Raw genomic sequence first — 16,414 nt, 5'->3', positions numbered from 1 at the left:
CCTTTCGGAGAGGGAGAAGGGCTCACCAAGAGACAGGAAGGCTCTTCACCGCGAAGACGGACCCCTTGAGCCGGAGCGGCACCTCGTCCGTCGCGACGGCGAGGCGCAGACCGGGAAACTCCCCGAGGAGGGCCGCGAGACCGGCGCGCAGTTCGACGCGGGCCAGGTTCTGGCCCAGGCACTGGTGGATTCCGTAACCGAAGGCGACGTGTCCCGTGGTGTCGCGGCCGATGTCCAGTTTCTCGGGGCAGGTGAATTTGGCGGGGTCGCGGTTGGCCGCGGGCAGGGACACCGTCACGGTGTCGCCCTTCTTGACCGTCTCCCCGTTCAGTTCGAGGTCTTCGAGGGCGGTCCGGTAGGTGTGGTACTGGTTGACGGTGAGATAGCGCAGGAGTTCCTCGACCGCGGCGTCGAGTCGCGCCGGATCCGTGCGGAGCCTCGCCAGTTGTTCCGCGTGGTGGAGGAGCGCGAAAACACCGACGGACAGGGCGCTTTCCGTGGTCTCGTAGCCCGCGAACAGCAGGAGTACGACGATGTTGCAGAGCTCTTCCGTCGTCAGTTCCCCGTCGGCGGTCAGACGGCTGAGGAGGTCGTCGCCGGGCTGTTTCCGTTTGCGCTCGATGACCTCGACGAAGAAGGAGCCCGCCTTCTCGAAGGCGGCGGCGACCTCCTGCGGATCCGCGTCGGGGTCGTGCAGGAGCGTCGGCGCGTGCTCGTAGTGTTCGCGTTCGTCGTAGGGCAGCCCGACCAGTTCGGAGAGCACCCTCAGGACCAGGGGCCTGGCGAAGGTCTCCACCAGGTCGGCGGGTGTGCCGTGGGCGCGCATGACGCCGGCCTGCTCGGCGGCCACGGCCTCCACCCGCGCCTTGAGCCGGCTCGCCCTGCGGACGGTGAACTCCCCGGTCAGCAGGCGCCGGTAGCGCGTGTGGTCGGGCGGGTCCATGTGGATGAACATCCCGGGTATCTTCGGGTGGTTGGGCACCAGCTGCCCCTGGTGGGTCACCGGGAAGTGCCCGATCTCCGTGCTGTGGCTGAACCTCGGGTCGCCGAGGACCTTGCGCACCACGTCGTGTCCGGTGGCGAGCCAGCCCTCGTGACCGTCGGGATAGGTCATCCGCGCGAGCGGCCGCTCGGCACGCAGCGCGTCGAACACGGCGGGAGGATCGAAGTGATGGGTCCGCGCCCACGGCACCTCATAGGAAATCGCGTCGCTCATGGAATCCTCCCGCTCGGGGTGATGTCCCGTATTGGCTGCGGCTCGCGAAAGGCTCGTATGCGGGCGCGAACACGGGGTCGTGGACCAAGCAGCGGAATTTCCGCAGACACGGGATGCGCACCACGCGCATGCTGCTTGAATCTCTGTGGCCAGGCTAGTCGCGGAGTGACCGCGCGGAATCCCCCAACCTGGTAGGGCCCGGTGGTGAAGTCGGCGCGGGCCGCCACGCGTTGTCCGTGCGCGCGCGAAAGGCGCCCCCGGCGGCCGGGAAGTGGCGGGGGCAGTGGGGCGGCCGCCGGCATGCGGGACTTCCCGCAGGACTACCCGCGTTGGTGATGGCTCTGCCGTACCGGGTGGGCGAAAATGACCAGGCTGCGGATCCGCAGGGCGCCGGCGGAAAGGCCATTCCTTCATGACGACAGCCGCAATTCAGCGTGCGCTGACACCCACCGAGAAAATCTATGCCGACGTGGAGATGTACGTGGGCTACACGGTGCGTACCGTCGGCCCACTGGATCCGGACGCGCTGCGGACCGCCTACACGGCGGTGTGCCGCGCGCATCCGCAGCTCGCCGCCCGGCTCGAAGCCGACGAGGGCGGGCTCGTCTTCGTGGCGTCCGGGGTCCCGCCCGAGGTGCAGGTCTGCGCGGGCGACCCCGACCACCCGCTGACCGGTGTGGAGTTGGACGAGTACCGGATGCTGAGCGCGCTCAACGTGGTGCGCGACGGGGCCGAGGCGAGCGTGACGCTGCTGACCCACCACAGCATCGCCGACGCCCACCACTCCATCGAACTGCTCGCGGCGCTGTGGGCCTGCTACACCGACGTCGTCCGGGGCGTGCCCGTGGACCTGCCGCCCCGCCCCTACCCCCGGTCCCTCGAAGACCTGCTGGCCGAGCGCGGCATCCACCGGGCCGGGTCCGGCGACGGGGACGCGGCGCCGCTCAGGACGGTGACGGAGCTGCCCGCCTCCGCGCGGGTCCCGATGGTCCGGCACGTGGTGCAGCACCGCTTGACCTCGGCCGAGACGCAGGCGCTCGCGGAGCTCGGCCATCGCGAGCAGGTGACGCTCAACGGCCTGCTTTCGGGGGCCGTCCTGCTGGTGGAGGCCGAGGTCCGGGGCCTGCCGGTCGACGAGCTGCTGTTCCGGTACACGGTGAACCTGCGCAACCGCCTCGCTCCCCCGGTCGGCCCGACCGAGGGGACGAACGTCGTCGGGGGCGGCCTCTTCAAGGCCGCCGACGACGTCGGGCCCGGTGCCGTCGCCATCGGCCGGGCGCTCGGCGAGCGGCTGCGGGCGGGCCTCGCCGACGGGTCCATCCAGCGCAGCCTCCTGGACATGGTCACCCAGCCCGCGCCGCACGCGAAGGCGCGGCCGTCGGGTCCGGCTCCCGCCGTGGTCAGCGTGTCGAACTGGGGCGTCGTGCCGCCCCTGCGGTCACCGGACGGCCTGCTCCTGGCCAACTTCCACTCCTCCTCGCGCCGGAAGGTGGCCCCGGGCGAGTTCGCGGCCATCGGCGGCTATGTGGCCACCACCTTCGACGGCCGCACCGGGGTCGACCTGGCGTGGCCCGAGGGGGACGCGGAGCTGCCCGAGCGCCTGGGGCTGCTGCGGGAGAGGCTGGGCCGTCTGACGGCGCGGACCTGACCGCCCCCGGACACGCAACTGCCGGAGCCCCGGCGGTCAGGGGCTCCGGCAGACGCCTGCCGACGCCTACCAGGTGACCGGCAGCCGGTGCACGCCGTAGGGGATGACCAGGTCGTCGCGCAGGGGTATGTCCCCGCCGGGCTCCGCGAGGCGCAGGTCCGGGAAGCGGGCGAACAGGGCGGGGAAGGCCACGCGCATCTCGACGCGCGCCAGCTGCATCCCCAGGCACTGGTGCACGCCGTACCCGAACCCCAGGTGCCCCACCGCGTCGCGCCGGATGTCGAGGGTGTCCGGGTCGCCGAAGCGGGCCGGGTCGCGGTTGGCGGCCTGCACGGAGAACGCCACCGACTCGCCGGCCCTGACCAGCTCACCGGCCAGTTCGACGTCCTCCAGGGCCGCCCGGGAGCCGGTGTGCACGACGCTCATGTAGCGCATCAGCTCCTCGACGGCGCCGCCCGCGAGGTCCGGCCGCGCGCGCAGGGCCGCCAGCTGGTCCGGGCGGTTCAGGAGCGCCCAGGTGCCGAGGGCCAGCATGTTCGAGGTCGAGTCGACGCCCGCGTGCATCATCACCGCGCACAGGCCGACCAGTTCGTCCTCGGTGAGGTCGGACGTGGTCAGCTCGCTCAGCAGGTCGTCGGTGGGCGCGGCCCGCTTGGCCGCCACCAGCTTGCGGAAGTACTCCTGCATGTCGGCGTACGTCAGCTCCACGTACGCCGCGACGTCCTCCTCCACGGCCGCGGCGTCGTCCGTGCCCCGTACCGGCGGGTGGAAGGTGGCGCGGTCCTTGAGCGGCACGCCGAGCAGGGCGCAGACCATCAGCGTCGGGACGGGGCGGGCGAAGGACTCCAGCAGGTCCACGGGGCCGCCGTGCCGCTCCATGGCGTCGAGCTGCCCGGCGACGATCTCCTTGGCGCTGCCGGTGAGTCGGCGCATCCGGCGCATGGTGAACTTGCCCGCGAGGAGCTTGCGGTACCGCGTGTGGTCCGGCGGGTCGATGTGGAGCATGTCGCCGGGCAGCGGCGGGAACCCCCGGCCGATGTCGGCCAGGGGCCAGTGCCTCCTGTCGTTGCGGTGGCTGAAGCGCGGGTCGGAGAGCAGCGCGCGCACCACCGCGTGGCCGGTGGCCAGCCAGCCGACGTGACCGTTGGGGAACTCCATGCGGGTCAGCGGGGCCCGGTCGCGCAGCGCGGCGAGGCCGGGCGGCGGGTCGAACGGGCAGCCTTCCGCGCGGGCGGTGGGCAGGCCCGTCGGTGCGGCGGGCGTTTCGGTCATGTCGGCCACCTCGGGTGCGGGTCCGGGCGCGGTCAGTCGCGCGTCGCTTCGAGGAGCCAGATCGGCAGCAGCGTGGCGCCGCTGTCGTCGGTGTCGAGCTGCCCCCCTTCGTAATCCTTGCGCAGGGGCTCGTCGAGGACGGTCGTCGTCAGGTGCTGGGCGCGCAGGGTGGTGACGGTCCAGCCGGGGCCGCTGAAGGCGTCGCGTATGGTCTCCTCGGTGATCGGCTCGGGGCCGGCCGCGGCGCCCCGGGAGCACCACTGGAGCAGCCGTCCGCCGGGCCGCAGGACCCGCGCGACGGCGTCCGCGTACGCGCGGCGCTGCGGGGGTCCGAAGCAGTGGAAGACCAGGCTGCTGGTCACCGTGTCGAACTGGTCGTCGTAGCCGTCCAGGCGCGTCGCGTTGCCGACGGCGAAGGTGACGTCGGCGCCCTTCTCGGCGGCGCGGGCCCGCGCCTTCTCGACCGCGGTGGGCGCGACGTCGAGACCGGTCACGCGATAGCCGCACTGGGCCAGGTGGATGGCGTTGTCACCGACGCCGCTGCCGATGTCGAGGACGTCGCCGAAGACGCGGCCCGCCCGCTCAAGCTCCACCAGGACCGGTTGCGGTCCGCCGATGTCCCAGGGCATCCGCTCCAGCACCACGCCTTCCACCAGGGAGCTGGTCCGGTACGCCCGTTCGTAGTCCAGGGTGGTCGCGTCGAAGTGCTGGTATGCGTTGTCGTCGGTCATCCGATCCGTCCCTGTGGTCGACGATTGGCTGGTGACGTCTCCCAGGGTGAGGCAGCGGTGGCCCGAGTGAGCACTCCTCAACCTGGTAAGTTTCCCCGCCGCACCGGAATCGCGCGGGCCTTTCGGGGGGGTGCGCCTACGTGCCGGGGGCGTCCCAGGTCACGGGCAGGCTGTGCAGGCCGTAGACGGCCATCTTCTCGCGCAGCGGCACCTCGTGGGCCGGGACGGCAAGGCGCAGGCCGGGCAGGCGCCGCAGGAGTTCGGGGAAGGCGATGGTCATCTCGCTGCGGGCCAGCTGCTGGCCGATGCACTGGTGGATGCCGTGGCCGAAGGCGAGATGGGTCCGGCGCGGGCGGCTCACGTCGAGGGCGGCCGGGGCGTCGTAGTGGCGCGGGTCCCGGTTCGCCTCGGACACCGAGATGATGACCAGGGACTCCGCGGGGATGGTCCGGCCCCCGACCTCGACGTCCTCGGTGGTGGTGCGCAGCAGGCCGTGGTGGACGATGGACAGATAGCGCAGCAGTTCCTCGACGGCCCCGTCCATGAGTTCGGGGCGTGCGCGCAGGGCCCCGAGCTGTTCGGGGTGTTCGAGGAGGGCGAAGGTGCCGAGGGACAGCATGTTCGCGGTCGTCTCGTGGCCGCCGACGAGCAGCAGGTTGGCCATGCCGACGACTTCCTCGTCGGTGAGCGCCGGTTCGGTGTCGGAGTGGATGAGGCCGGACAGCATGTCGTCGGTGGGGGTCGCGCGCTTGCGCCGCACCTGGCCGAGGATGAACTTCCGCAGTTCGTCGAGGGCGGCGAGCTGCTTCTCGAACGGGATGTCCAGGTTGAGCAGTTCCTCGGTGCGGGCCTGGAACTCCCCGCGCTCCTCGTAGGCGACGCCGAGCAGTTCGCAGATCACCAGGGACGGCACCGCGAGGGCGAAGTCCTTCACGAGGTCGGCGCTGTTCCCCCCGGCGAGCATCGCGTCGATGCGCTCGGTGACGATCTCCAGGATGCGCGGTTCGAGCCCGCGCACCCGCCGCAGCGTGAACTCCCGGGTCAGCAGCCTGCGGTAGCGGGTGTGGTCGGGCGGGTCCAGGGCGATGAAGTTGCCCGCGACGGCCTCGTCGGCCATGAGCTGGGCGCGCAGCTCCTCCGGCAGCTTCACGACCAGCGGGTTGCGCAGCCGGTCGGAGCTGAGCCGGGGGTCGGTGAGCAGCTTGCGGCTCTCCTCGTACCCGGTGACGAGCCAGCCGGTCCCGCCGTCGGTCAGGGCGATCTGCCGCACCTCGCCCTCGTCGTGGTGGTCGCGGAGCAGCGGCGGCGGGTCGAACGGGCAGCTGCCGCGTTCGGTGAAGCCGGGCGGAAAGGGCAGGCGGTAGACGGAAGGGGTGCTGTCGGCGGGCGGGGCGGGCTCGGTGGTGGGCTCCGCGGTCGGCGTGCTCATCGGTGGTCCTCCTTGCGCGTGCGGTGCTTCAGGCGTGGCGGAGTGGTGCGAGCGTGCGGGTCCGGGTGATCAGTTCGGTGAGCATCCGCTGGAGCACGGCGTCGTGGCGTTCGGCGGGGGTGAAGGTCTCGTACTGCTCGAAGTCGGTCAGGAGCGACAGGTTGACCTGTGTGTACACGGGCGAGAGCTGGACCGCCGCGGCGATGGCGCGCAGGTGCTCGACGGCCCGCACGCCGTTGGCGCTCGCGCCGTAGCCGACGAAACCGGCCGCCTTGTTGTTCCACTCGTTGTAGACGAAGTCGATGGCGTTCTTGAGCGCGGCCGGGATCGACCAGTTGTACTCGGGGGTGACGAAGACGAACCCGTCGAGTTCGGCGATCTTGGTGCTCCAGGCGCGGGTGTGGGCGTGCGCGTAGTCGCCCATGCGCGGGGACCGCGGCTCGTCGAAGAGCGGCAGGTCGTAGTCGGCGAGGTCGACGAGCTCGAAGTCCGCCTCGCCGTGGGTGCGGGCGGTCTTCTCGACCCACTGGGCGACCTGGGGTCCGACGCGGCCGGGCCGGGTGGTGCCGAGGATGATCCCGATCCTTGTCATGCGCGTCTCCCTGTCGCGGCGAAGGGGTGCGGGGCGGATGCGCCCCTCACCCCTTCGCCGAGGTTGAAGGTGCCGAGCGGGTCCGCTACGGCCGGGCGGGCTCGGGGACGGCCACGTCGACGGGCCGGCCCGTGCGCGCCGACTCGTAGGCTGCCCGGATCACCCGCAGGGTACGCACGCCGGTCGCGCCGTCAGGACCGGTCCAGTGGCCCGTGCCGACCGAGGCGACGAAGGCGTCGAGCACGGCCGCGTACGGGTCGGCTCCGCCCGTGGTCCGGCGTTCGCGGCCCGTGGCGGAGTCGAACCCGCCGAGCAGCTTCGGGCGGGCGGTGAACTCGACGCTGCCCCGTTCGCCGACGAAGGTCAGGGCGGGGCCGCCGCCCGCCGGGTCCGTCGGCGGGCTCCAGCTGCCGTCGAGGGCCGCGACCGTGCCGTCCGCGTAGCGCACGGTGAGCAGGGCCGTGCTCTCGACGTCCGCCTCGCCGCTGAGGACGGTGTTGGTCTGGGCGTAGACCCGCGCCGCGGGGGTGCCGTCGAGCACCGTGTCCACCAGGTCGAGCAGGACGGCCGCGTGGGTGCGCAGGGCGCCGCCCGCCTCCGGTGCGGCGGGGCCGTGGTAGGCCCCGTGGACGGTGGTGAGCGGGCCGATGGCCGCGCCGTCGGCGAGCTGTCGGCGCACGGCGGCGAAGGCCGGACCGCAGCAGGCCGGCGCCACGAGGGCGAGGCGCACCCCGGCGTCCGCGCAGGCGCGCGCCATGGCGTCGGCGTCGGCCTCCGTGGCCGCCAGGGGCTGTTCGCACAGGACGTGGGCGCCGATCTCGGCGGCCCGCTCGACCAGTTCCCGGCGGCGGGCGACCTCGCTCGTGACGACCACGGCGTCGGGGCGCAGCGCGAACGCCTTGTCCCAGCTGCCCGCGTACGTGGCGTCGAGCCGCAGGGCGGCGGCCGGGCCCCGGCCCTGCTCGTCCGGCGGTCCTTCGGGGTCCGCGACGAGCAGGTCGACGCCGGGCGTGGCGCGCAGCAGCCGGGCGTACGTCGCGGCGCGCTCGTGGGCGAACGACAGGACGGCGACCTTCATGCGGCCTCCTTCAGGCTTCATGCGGCCTCCTTCACGGGCAGGTCCACGGCCCGGCCCGTCCAGGCGGAGGTGGCGGCGGCCTGGGTGATGCGGACGGCGGCCAGGGCGTCCCCGGGGCCGAGGCGGGGTTCGGGGCCGCCCAGGAAGGCCTGGGAGAACTCGCGGATCTCGGCGAGGAACGGCGACTCGCCGTGCGCGCCGAAGGCCGCGGCGTCGCCGCCGAACACCCTGATCTCCTGGGGCCATTCGGAGTCGTGGAGCACCGTGCCGCCCGTGCCCGAGACGTGGTAGGCGACGCGGATGGGCGGCTGCGGCGTGGCCGTCCACCGGCTGACGACCCGGCTGAGGGCGCCGCTCGCGTGGGTGAGGACGGCGGTGCCGACCGCGAAGGCGCCCTTCGGGGCCGGTGCGGCGATCTCCCCCTGGTAGTGGGCGTGCACCCGGACGACGTCCCCGAAGATCCAGTGGGCGATGTCGACGCCGTGCAGCATCTGGTCGGTGAGGATCCCGCCCGACCGCGCGGAGGCGTGGCCGGTCCAGGGCCGCGGGTGGTACCCGGCGACGTCGAACCGGGCGACGGCCCCCTTGCCGAGCCCGCCCGCCGCGACCAGGTCGTGGAGCCGGGCGAACGCCGGGGCGAAGCGCGCGTTGTGGGTCGGGCAGAGCCGCACCCCGGCCCGCTCCGCCGCGGCGACGATCTCCTCGGCCTCTTCGACGCTGGCGGCCAGCGGCTTCTCGCACACCACGCCGACGCCCGCGGCGATGGCGGCCATGGCGATCTCGTGGTGGCTGTGCGTCGGGGAGCAGATGTCGACGACGTCCGCGCCGTCGAGCGCCTCGTGCAGGGTGTCGACGGCCCGCGCGCCGAACTCGCGTGCCAGGTCCGGGGCGCGGCCGTCCGTGGAGTGGACGCGGACGGCCGCCCCCGTACGGGTCCAGGCGTCGAGGTGCAGCCGGGCGATCAGGCCCGCGCCGATCAGGGCCACCTCCAACCGCCGCGCGGGGTCACCGGCTCTTGTGTCCGTCAAGTGAGGTCCTTCGGGTGGAGTGCCGCCGTGGCGGGCCGACCGGTGTCGTCGCTCCCGGCACGGCCGCCGACGCGCCGCGGGTCTGAAGTGCGCCCAGTCTTGCCCGCTCCGCCCGCCGGGACCATCACCAGCGTGGGTAGTCTCCGCCCGGCCCGCCGCCCCGGCCGCTCACTCCGGTACGCACTGCCCCTTGCCGAGGGCGATGACTCCGGCGCGCGAGACCGTGTACAGCTCCGCGTCCCGCTCGGGGTTCACGCCGATGGTGGCGCCGGGCGGGACGTCCACGTTCTTGTCCAGGACGGCGCCGCGCACCACCGCGCCCCGGCCGACGCGGACGTTGTCGTGCAGGACCGAGCCCTGGACGACCGCGCCCTCCTCGACCGTGACGCCGGGCGAGAGGACGGACCGCGTGACCTGGCCGCGGATGACGCAGCCGGGGCTGACGACGGACTCCCCCGCGATGCCGCCCGCGCAGAACTTGGCGGGCGGGAGCTGGCCGGGGTGGGTGTAGATGGGCCAGCTGCGGTTGTCGAGGTTGAACACGGGCTGGTCGGAGATCAGGTCCATGTGCGCCTCGTAGTAGGCGTCGAGGGTGCCGACGTCACGCCAGTAGCCGTGGTCCCGGGCGGTCTCCCCCGGCACGTGGTTGCCGTCGAAGTCGTACACCTGGGCGAGCCCGCGCTCGGTGAGCATGGGCAGGATGGAGCCGCCCATGTCGTGCGCGGAGTCCTCGTCCTCGGCGTCCTGCCGCAGGGCGTCCACGAGGGCCTTGGTGGTGAAGACGTAGTTGCCCATGGAGGCGTACACCTGGTGCGGGGCGCCCGGGAGTCCCGGTGGGTCCTGCGGCTTCTCCAGGAAGCGCTCCACGAGCGTGCCGTCGCGCGCCGGGGTGATGACGCCGAACTGCCGGGCCTCCGCGCGCGGCACCCGGATCCCGGCGACGGTGACGCCCGCGCCGGACTCGATGTGCTGCTCCAGCATCTGCCGGGGGTCCATGCGGTACACGTGGTCGGCGCCGAACACCGCGACGTAGTGGGGCTGTTCGTCGTGGACGAGGTTCAGCGACTGCAGGATCGCGTCGGCGCTGCCCAGGTACCAGCGGGGCCCCAGGCGCTGCTGGGCGGGGACGGGTGTGACGTAGTTGCCGAGCAGGCTCGACATGCGCCAGGTGGTGGACACGTGCCGGTCCAGGGAGTGCGACTTGTACTGCGTGAGGACGCAGATGCGCAGGATGTCTCCGTTGACGAGGTTCGAGAGCACGAAGTCGACGAGGCGGTACGTGCCCCCGAAGGTCACCGCCGGTTTCGCGCGGTCGGCGGTGAGCGGCATCAGCCGCTTGCCCGCGCCGCCCGCGAGGACGATTCCCAGCACCGAAGCCCCGCCGCGCATCGCCGCCCCCTTTGCCGCCCTGTGGGTCCGGACCGCCGCTCCGCGGGGGCGCGGGCGCGCCCCCTGGTGTCCGTGTGCCCCTACGTTGCCTTGAGTACGTCCTCGTACACCTCGACCGTGCGCCGTGCCACCGCGTCCCAGCCGAACTCGCGGTGGGCCCGGTAGCGTCCGGCCGCGCCCATGGCCGCGGCGCGGCGCGGGTCGGCGGACAGATGGTTCAGGAGCAGGCCGAGGTCGTGCTCGAAGCGCTCCTCGTCGTGCCGGTCGTAGGGCACGAGGAGTCCGGTCGTGCCGTCCGCGACGACCTCCGGGATACCGCCGACGCGGGAGGCGACGACGGCCGTGCCGCAGGCCATGGCCTCCAGATTGACGATGCCGAGCGGTTCGTACACCGAGGGGCACACGAACACCGCCGCGTGGCTGAGGAGTTGGACGACCTCGGGGCGCGGCAGCATGCGCGGGATCCAGTGGACGCCGTCGCGGGCGCGGCTCAGCTCCGCGAACAGGGCACGGAACTCCCGGTCGATCTCCGGGGTGTCGGGCGCGCCCGCGCACAGCACCAGCTGGACGCCGGGCTCCAGCTGCCGGGCCGCGCGCAGCAGGTGGGGCACGCCCTTCTGGCGCGTGATGCGGCCGACGAACAGGACGTACGGGCGGCCGGGGTCGATGCCGTGCCGGGCGAGGGCGCTGGTGCCCGGGTCGGGGCGGTACAGCTCGGTGTCGATGCCGTTGTGGACGACGCGCACCTTGGCGGGGTCGACGGCCGGATAGCAGGCGAGGATGTCCTCGCGCATGGCCCCGGAGACGGCGATGACGGCGTCGGCGGCCTCGACGGCGGTGCGCTCCGCCCAACTGGACACGGCGTACCCGCCGCCCAGTTGCTCGGCCTTCCAGGGGCGCAGCGGCTCCAGCGAGTGCGAGGTCAGGACGTGCGGGATGCCGTGCAGGAGCTTGCCGACGTGTCCGGCGAGGTTGGCGTACCAGGTGTGGGTGTGGACGAGGTCGCGGCCGCCGAGCGCGGCCGCCATGGTGAGGTCGACGGACAGGGTGCGCAGCGCGTCGTTGGCGGTGTCGAGGGCGCTCCACGCGCGGTGGCGCACGGCGTCGTCAGCGCTGCGGCCGGCGTCGGTGCCCCAGCAGTGGACGTCGAGGTCGGTCAGGGCGCGCAGCTCACGGGCGAGGAACTCGACGTGGACACCCGCGCCGCCGTAGACGTCCGGCGGGTACTCGCGGGTGAGCAGTCCCACTTTCACGAGCGGAGCCCCCCGTCGTCGGCCGGCCCCCTCATGGTCACCCAGCGGGCGCCCCGAGGGAAGACCGCTGCGGCGGCCGGTCGAAGCAGCAGTCGCCGCACAGGCCGCCGTTCGGGCAGCGGTAGTACAGACAGCAGCTGCGGCGCCGGAACGCGGTGCCGTCCAGGGTGCCGGTGGCGCGCAGCTCCATGTCGGCGAAGAGCTCGGCGGCCAGGGCGAGCGCCCGCCGCCCGGCGTCGGGGCGGCCGGTGCGCTGCGCCCAGGCGTGCAGTTCGCGGGCCGCGCCCGCGAGGGCCGAGCCCGCGTTGCCGCGCAGCAGCGCCGGGGAGATCCGGTAGCGGGCGCGCAGGGCGTCCGCGAGCGGCGCGAGGTGGCCGTCGAGGACGACCTCCCGCAGGCGCGCGGCGTCGGCCGGGAACGTGCGGTCGCCGCTGAGCCACAGGTCGTCCGGGGAGCTGCCGTCGGCGTCCCAGCGCAGCAGGCGCGGGTCGAGATCGGGCACCCGCCCGTACAGCGCGGCCGGGCCGAGCGCGAGGGACCACAGGCGGGCGGCGAGGCCGAGGTGGGCGATGGAGGCCGCGACGCGGGGTTCGGGCGCGGCGAGCCGGGCGGCGACCTTGGTGACGCGGAAGGACAGCGGGTCACCCTCCGTGACTCCCCTGCCGATCTCGTACACGCGTGCGACCATGGGGAGTGTCCGCTCCGGCGGCTCCCCCGTCCGCAGGGCGAAGAAGCCGCCGACGGATCCGACCACGTCCCAGGCGATGTCAGGGCTGCGAGCTGTCACCGCAGCAGTACATCAGAAGCCCCCGGCCCCGTGGGTAACCAGACCTGGGGAGGACATGCGGGAGGTCGTACTCCATCGGTAGTAGGACGGATTGACTGCTCAGGGACGACGACTTGCCGCGCTCCGCGCGACATTGTGGTGAACATGGAAGCCGACCGCACGCAGCACCGGACGTACCGGACGTCAGGGCACGACCCGTACCGGGACGACCGGCGCTGCCTTCCCCCGCGGAGCGCCTCATGAGTGCCCTCGCGCTGTCCGTCCTGCTCTCCCTCGTCTCCGCCGTGGCGTACGCGGGCGGGGCGATCCTCCAGGAGCGGGTGGCCGCGAAGGCCTCGCAGCACGAGTACGCGCCGCTGCGCCGCGGCGCGTGGTGGGTCGCGGTGGTCCTGAACGGCCTCGGCGGGCTGCTGCACGTCGTGGCGCTCGCCTACGGGCCGCTCAGCCTGGTGCAGCCCCTGGGCGCCCTGACGATCGTGTTCGCCCTGCCGATGGCGGCGCTGTTCGTGCGCCGCAGGGCAGGGGCCACCGCCTGGCGCGGCGCCCTCATGGCGACGCTGGGCCTCGCGGGCCTGCTCTCGCTGACGCAGGCCGCCGACTCCCGGTCCCTGGCCGACGCGGAGCGCGTGGTCCTTGCGCTCGGCACGGGCGGGGCCGTGGTCTGCCTGATGCTGCTCGCGCACGCGGCGCACCGGCACCCGGCCGTGCGCAGCGTCCTGCTCGCCACGGCCGCGGGCATCGCCTTCGGCATCTCCTCGGTGTTCACGAAGACCGTCGCGGTGGACTGGGACGCCCAGGAGCCGCTGACCCGGCAGGTGCCCAGCCTCGCGGTGATCGCGGTCCTGGCGGTGGCCGGACTGCTCCTGTCGCAGGCCTCCTACCGGGGCGCGGGCCTCGCGGCGCCGCTGTCCACGGTGACGGTGGTGAACCCGGTGATAGCGGCCGCGGTCGGCCTCACCCTGTTCGGAGAATCCTTCCGCTATGGAGCCGTGGGTACGGCGGTCGCGCTGACCTGCGGTGTCGTCGCCGCGGGCGGGCTGATCCTGCTGACCACGGAGCGCATCGGGGCCGAGGCGACGACCGCGGACTCCGCGTCGGCCTCGGTACGCGACGACGCCGCACCGGCCGTGCCGCGCACCGAGCTGTCCTCCGGACCGCTGACACGTGCCCTTCCCGGGGCCGCGCCCGTGCCGCCGGAGCAGGCCGCCACGGTCACCGAGCAGCGCGTGCCGGACCACGACGAGCGCCCGGGGACCGACGCGGTCACCCGGCCCCGGCCGGGCGAACAGGCCGCACCGGAGCAGTCGTTCCTGCCCGAGGGCCTGACCGGACTCGCGGGCCTGCCCTTGCAGCCGGTGCTGCAGACGTTCCCGCGCGCGGACGCCAGGGCGGGCCGCGCGTAACAACCACGCGTACGGGCCCCGGGTCTCCTGGAGAGACCCGGGGCCCGTACGCGTACGTCCCGTGACCGGCTCAGATGCGGACGCCGCGCGCCCGCAGATACGCCAGCGGGTCGACGTCCGAACCGAAGCCGGGGCCCGTGCGGATCTCGAAGTGCAGGTGCGGGCCGGAGCTGTTGCCGGTCGAGCCGGAGCGGCCGATGCGCTGTCCCGGCACGACCCGCTGCCCGGCCTTCACCGAGAGCGCCGACATGTGGCCGTACTGCGAGTACCTGCCGTCGGTGTGGCGGATGACGACCTGGTAGCCGTAGGAGCCGCCCCAGCCGGACTCGACGACCGTGCCCGCGGCGACGGCCTGCACCGAAGTCCCCGTGGGCACGGGGAAGTCGACGCCCGTGTGGTAGCCCTTCGACCAGGAGCTGCCGGACGCGCGGTAGGGCGTGCCGATCGACGCGGCGACGGGCACCGTGGCCCCCGACTGCGCCGAGGTGGCCGGTTTGGCCTTCTGCCGCGGCGCGGGCGCCGTGTCCCGCTTCGGCGCGGGCCTGGCCTGCTTCCGCTCCTGGTGCTTGGGGGGCTTGGGCTGCGGATGCGCGCGCTGCTTCTCGGGTGCGCGCGCGGGCCGCTCCTTGCCCTCCGGCGGCTTCCTGCGCTCGGGCGGGCGCGCGGGCCGCTTCTCCTTGCCGTCCGCGCCGCGCAGCGAGAGCCGCTGGCCGGGGGTGATGAGGTCCGGGTCGGCGCCGATGGTGCGGCGGTTGTTCTGGTACAGCTGCGGCCAGCCGCCGCGGACGCGGCGCTCGCCCGCGATGCCGGAGAGGGTGTCGCCGTGCACGACCGTGTACATCCGGGCGGTGCCCGCCGCGGACTGCGGGGTCACCTCGGGCTTGACGTCCTTGACGGTGCGCTGGGGCGGTCTCGGCGCGGCGCGCCCGCCCTCGGCCCTGGCGTCGTTCGACGTGCCCGTGCGCTTCCCGGGTGCCGTGGCAGGCTTGACGTCCGGGGTGTCGCCGCCCCGGGTCAGGCCCGCCCGCACCGAGCACACGGGCCAGGCGCCGGGGCCCTGCCCGTCGAGGACCTTCTCGGCCACGGCGATCTGCTGGTCCTTGGTGGCGAGGTCGGCGCGCGCCGCGTAGGCCGTGCCGCCGTAGGCCTCCCAGGTGGACTGGGTGAACTGCAGGCCGCCGTAGAAGCCGTTGCCGGTGTTGATGCTCCAGTTGTTCGTGGACTCGCAGGCGGCGACCTTGTTCCAGGTGTCGACGTCCGCCGCGTGGCCCGTACCGGCGGTCACCAGGGGCAGGGCGATGCCCGCGCCGCCCGCCGTGACGGTGAGCGAGGCACGGTTGATCCGGCTCGGCTGGTACCGGCGATGCCGGCCTCGTAAGGCCATGGAAGCCCCCTCAGACACGCGTTGTACGCAAGGTCCCACGTCAGCCACAGGACAGGGCGCAAGCTAGCCGGTCCGCCGTCGGTGTGACAAGAGTGCGGCGCCGAGAGGGCGTTGAACTGGTCAGTTCCCCATATGCCCCGGAAGCCACCGGAGTTGCACATCCTGGAAGAAGACGCCCCCGCCCTCGTGGTCGTTGAAGCGGTAGACCTCCATCGACCGCTCGCTGCCCGCGTAGGCGTTGAAGGCGGCGAAGACCGTCGACGGCGGGCACGTCTCGTCCTCCAGGGCGGCCGAGAACAGCGCGGGCGCCCGGCCGCGCGCCGCGAAGTGCACGCCGTCGAAGTACGCGAGCGTGCGGAACACCTGGTCCTCGCTCCCCCTGTGCGCCCGCAGATAGAGGCCGATCTCCTGGTACGGGAGCCGGGCGGTCAGCGTCGCCCCGCGCGGGAAGTCGCACAGGAACGGCACGTTCGGGGAGATCGCGGCGAGGTCCGGCACGAGCCCGCCGACGGCGAGCGTGATGCCGCCGCCCTGGCTGTCGCCGACCGCGGCCACGCGCGCGGCGTCCACCAGCGGGTGCGCGCGCACCGCCTCGACGGCGCGTACGGCATCGGTGAAGACCCGGCGGTAGTAGTACGCGTGCGGGTCCTCGACCCCGCGCGTCAGGAAGCCCGGATACGCCGGGGCGCTCCCCACGGGGTCGGGGGTGTCGCCCACCGAACCGCCGCTGCCCTGGCCGCGCGTGTCCATGATGAAGTGCGCGAACCCGGCCGCCGACCACAGCAGCCGCTCGTGCGGCAGGCCGCGCCCGCCGCCGTACCCGATGTACTCGACCACGGCGGGCAGCGGCTCGCGCGCCCCGGCGGGAAGGAGCAGCCAGCCCTTCACGGGGTGCCCGCCGAAGCCCGCGAAGGTCACGTCGAAGACGTCGACCGAGGCGAGCGGCGTGTCCACGGGCTCGAACCGGGCGTCCAGGTCGTGTTCCCGGGCGGTCGCGAGGGTCTTCTCCCAGAAGGCGTCGAAGTCCTCCGGTTCCGGCAGTTCCGGGCGGTACTGACGCAGTTGGTCGAGCGGCAGGTCGAAATGGGGCACGGGCGGCTCCTCCTTCAGGCACGGTGTCCAAGGTCACGGTACGCCGCGGAGTGATACTGACGGGCGGACGCGTTACCCACGACACATGCGTCACCCAGACATGCCCGGCAGG

General features: G+C 73.4%; 14 protein-coding genes. 2 read left to right on the top strand and 12 right to left on the bottom strand.

Translation table 11 applies throughout. The annotated features are described in order from the left end of the window. Positions 1-22: 22 nt before the first annotated feature. A complete protein-coding gene (locus MQV74_RS34615) occupies positions 23-1,216 on the bottom strand; it encodes a cytochrome P450 (RefSeq protein WP_242726908.1) in 1,194 nt (397 codons plus the stop codon). 412 nt (positions 1,217-1,628) lie between these two features. Here MQV74_RS34615 and MQV74_RS34610 point away from each other — a divergent pair, with 412 nt between their 5' ends. Continuing rightward, positions 1,629-2,864, top strand: coding sequence for a phthiocerol/phthiodiolone dimycocerosyl transferase family protein (locus MQV74_RS34610; RefSeq protein WP_242726906.1), 1,236 nt, complete (start codon positions 1,629-1,631; stop codon positions 2,862-2,864). Positions 2,865-2,930: 66 nt separating this feature from the next. Here MQV74_RS34610 and MQV74_RS34605 read toward each other — a convergent pair whose 3' ends face one another. From MQV74_RS34605 to MQV74_RS34565, 9 genes are all read right to left on the bottom strand, one after another. Continuing rightward, the gene (locus tag MQV74_RS34605; RefSeq protein WP_242726903.1) at positions 2,931-4,136 is read right to left on the bottom strand and encodes a cytochrome P450; all 1,206 of its coding nucleotides are present in this window, start codon (positions 4,134-4,136) and stop codon (positions 2,931-2,933) included. A gap of 32 nt (positions 4,137-4,168) precedes the next feature. After that, a complete protein-coding gene (locus tag MQV74_RS34600) occupies positions 4,169-4,867 on the bottom strand; it encodes a class I SAM-dependent methyltransferase (RefSeq protein WP_242726901.1) in 699 nt (232 codons plus the stop codon). A gap of 136 nt (positions 4,868-5,003) precedes the next feature. Then, complete coding sequence (locus MQV74_RS34595) at positions 5,004-6,296, bottom strand: cytochrome P450 (RefSeq protein ID WP_242726899.1); 1,293 nt, start codon at positions 6,294-6,296, stop codon at positions 5,004-5,006. Positions 6,297-6,324: 28 nt separating this feature from the next. After that, the gene (locus MQV74_RS34590; RefSeq protein ID WP_242726897.1) at positions 6,325-6,888 is read right to left on the bottom strand and encodes an NADPH-dependent FMN reductase; all 564 of its coding nucleotides are present in this window, start codon (positions 6,886-6,888) and stop codon (positions 6,325-6,327) included. Positions 6,889-6,973: 85 nt separating this feature from the next. Beyond that, positions 6,974-7,987: a Gfo/Idh/MocA family protein gene (locus tag MQV74_RS34585; protein ID WP_242726895.1), complete on the bottom strand. Its 1,014-nt coding sequence runs from the start codon at positions 7,985-7,987 to the stop codon at positions 6,974-6,976. After that, positions 7,984-8,994: a Gfo/Idh/MocA family protein gene (locus MQV74_RS34580; RefSeq protein WP_242726893.1), complete on the bottom strand. Its 1,011-nt coding sequence runs from the start codon at positions 8,992-8,994 to the stop codon at positions 7,984-7,986. Before MQV74_RS34580 ends, MQV74_RS34585 begins: the two co-directional genes overlap by 4 nt. A gap of 168 nt (positions 8,995-9,162) precedes the next feature. Then, a complete protein-coding gene (gene glgC / locus MQV74_RS34575) occupies positions 9,163-10,383 on the bottom strand; it encodes a glucose-1-phosphate adenylyltransferase (protein ID WP_242726891.1) in 1,221 nt (406 codons plus the stop codon). 80 nt (positions 10,384-10,463) lie between these two features. Beyond that, positions 10,464-11,636: a glycogen synthase gene (gene glgA / locus MQV74_RS34570; RefSeq protein ID WP_242726889.1), complete on the bottom strand. Its 1,173-nt coding sequence runs from the start codon at positions 11,634-11,636 to the stop codon at positions 10,464-10,466. Positions 11,637-11,673: 37 nt separating this feature from the next. Then, positions 11,674-12,423, bottom strand: a complete 750-nt coding sequence (locus tag MQV74_RS34565; protein ID WP_242726887.1) for a (2Fe-2S)-binding protein — start codon at positions 12,421-12,423, stop codon at positions 11,674-11,676. Between the two features lie 239 nt (positions 12,424-12,662). Between MQV74_RS34565 and MQV74_RS34560 the strand changes: the two genes are divergently transcribed. Further along, positions 12,663-13,826, top strand: a complete 1,164-nt coding sequence (locus MQV74_RS34560) for a DMT family transporter (RefSeq protein WP_242726885.1) — start codon at positions 12,663-12,665, stop codon at positions 13,824-13,826. 70 nt (positions 13,827-13,896) lie between these two features. On the opposite strand, the gene MQV74_RS34555 is transcribed toward MQV74_RS34560, so the two are convergent. Together MQV74_RS34555 and MQV74_RS34550 are read right to left on the bottom strand one after the other, a co-directional pair. Further along, entirely contained in the window at positions 13,897-15,210 is a 1,314-nt protein-coding gene (locus MQV74_RS34555; protein WP_242726883.1) for a transglycosylase family protein, read from the bottom strand. A 120-nt stretch (positions 15,211-15,330) separates the two neighbouring features. After that, on the bottom strand, positions 15,331-16,302 hold the full coding sequence (locus MQV74_RS34550; RefSeq protein WP_242726880.1) for an acetylxylan esterase: 972 nt from the start codon (positions 16,300-16,302) through the stop codon (positions 15,331-15,333). Positions 16,303-16,414: the final 112 nt, after the last annotated feature.

The organism is Streptomyces sp. AN091965 (genome assembly GCF_022698285.1).
Classification (GTDB): Bacteria; Actinomycetota; Actinomycetes; order Streptomycetales; family Streptomycetaceae; genus Streptomyces.
This window is presented reverse-complemented; position numbering and strand designations above follow the sequence as displayed.

What these genes read in the sequence shown, in the direction of transcription:
- MQV74_RS34560 (WP_242726885.1), top strand. Translation starts at nt 12,663, where the DNA reads ATGAGTGCCCTCGCGCTGTCCGTCCTGCTCTCCCTCGTCTCCGCCGTG.
- MQV74_RS34555 (WP_242726883.1), bottom strand. Translation starts at nt 15,210, where the DNA reads ATGGCCTTACGAGGCCGGCATCGCCGGTACCAGCCGAGCCGGATCAAC.
- MQV74_RS34615 (WP_242726908.1), bottom strand. Translation starts at nt 1,216, where the DNA reads ATGAGCGACGCGATTTCCTATGAGGTGCCGTGGGCGCGGACCCATCAC.
- glgC (WP_242726891.1), bottom strand. Translation starts at nt 10,383, where the DNA reads ATGCGCGGCGGGGCTTCGGTGCTGGGAATCGTCCTCGCGGGCGGCGCG.
- MQV74_RS34605 (WP_242726903.1), bottom strand. Translation starts at nt 4,136, where the DNA reads ATGACCGAAACGCCCGCCGCACCGACGGGCCTGCCCACCGCCCGCGCG.
- MQV74_RS34610 (WP_242726906.1), top strand. Translation starts at nt 1,629, where the DNA reads ATGACGACAGCCGCAATTCAGCGTGCGCTGACACCCACCGAGAAAATC.
- MQV74_RS34595 (WP_242726899.1), bottom strand. Translation starts at nt 6,296, where the DNA reads ATGAGCACGCCGACCGCGGAGCCCACCACCGAGCCCGCCCCGCCCGCC.
- MQV74_RS34600 (WP_242726901.1), bottom strand. Translation starts at nt 4,867, where the DNA reads ATGACCGACGACAACGCATACCAGCACTTCGACGCGACCACCCTGGAC.
- MQV74_RS34590 (WP_242726897.1), bottom strand. Translation starts at nt 6,888, where the DNA reads ATGACAAGGATCGGGATCATCCTCGGCACCACCCGGCCCGGCCGCGTC.
- MQV74_RS34585 (WP_242726895.1), bottom strand. Translation starts at nt 7,987, where the DNA reads ATGAAGCCTGAAGGAGGCCGCATGAAGGTCGCCGTCCTGTCGTTCGCC.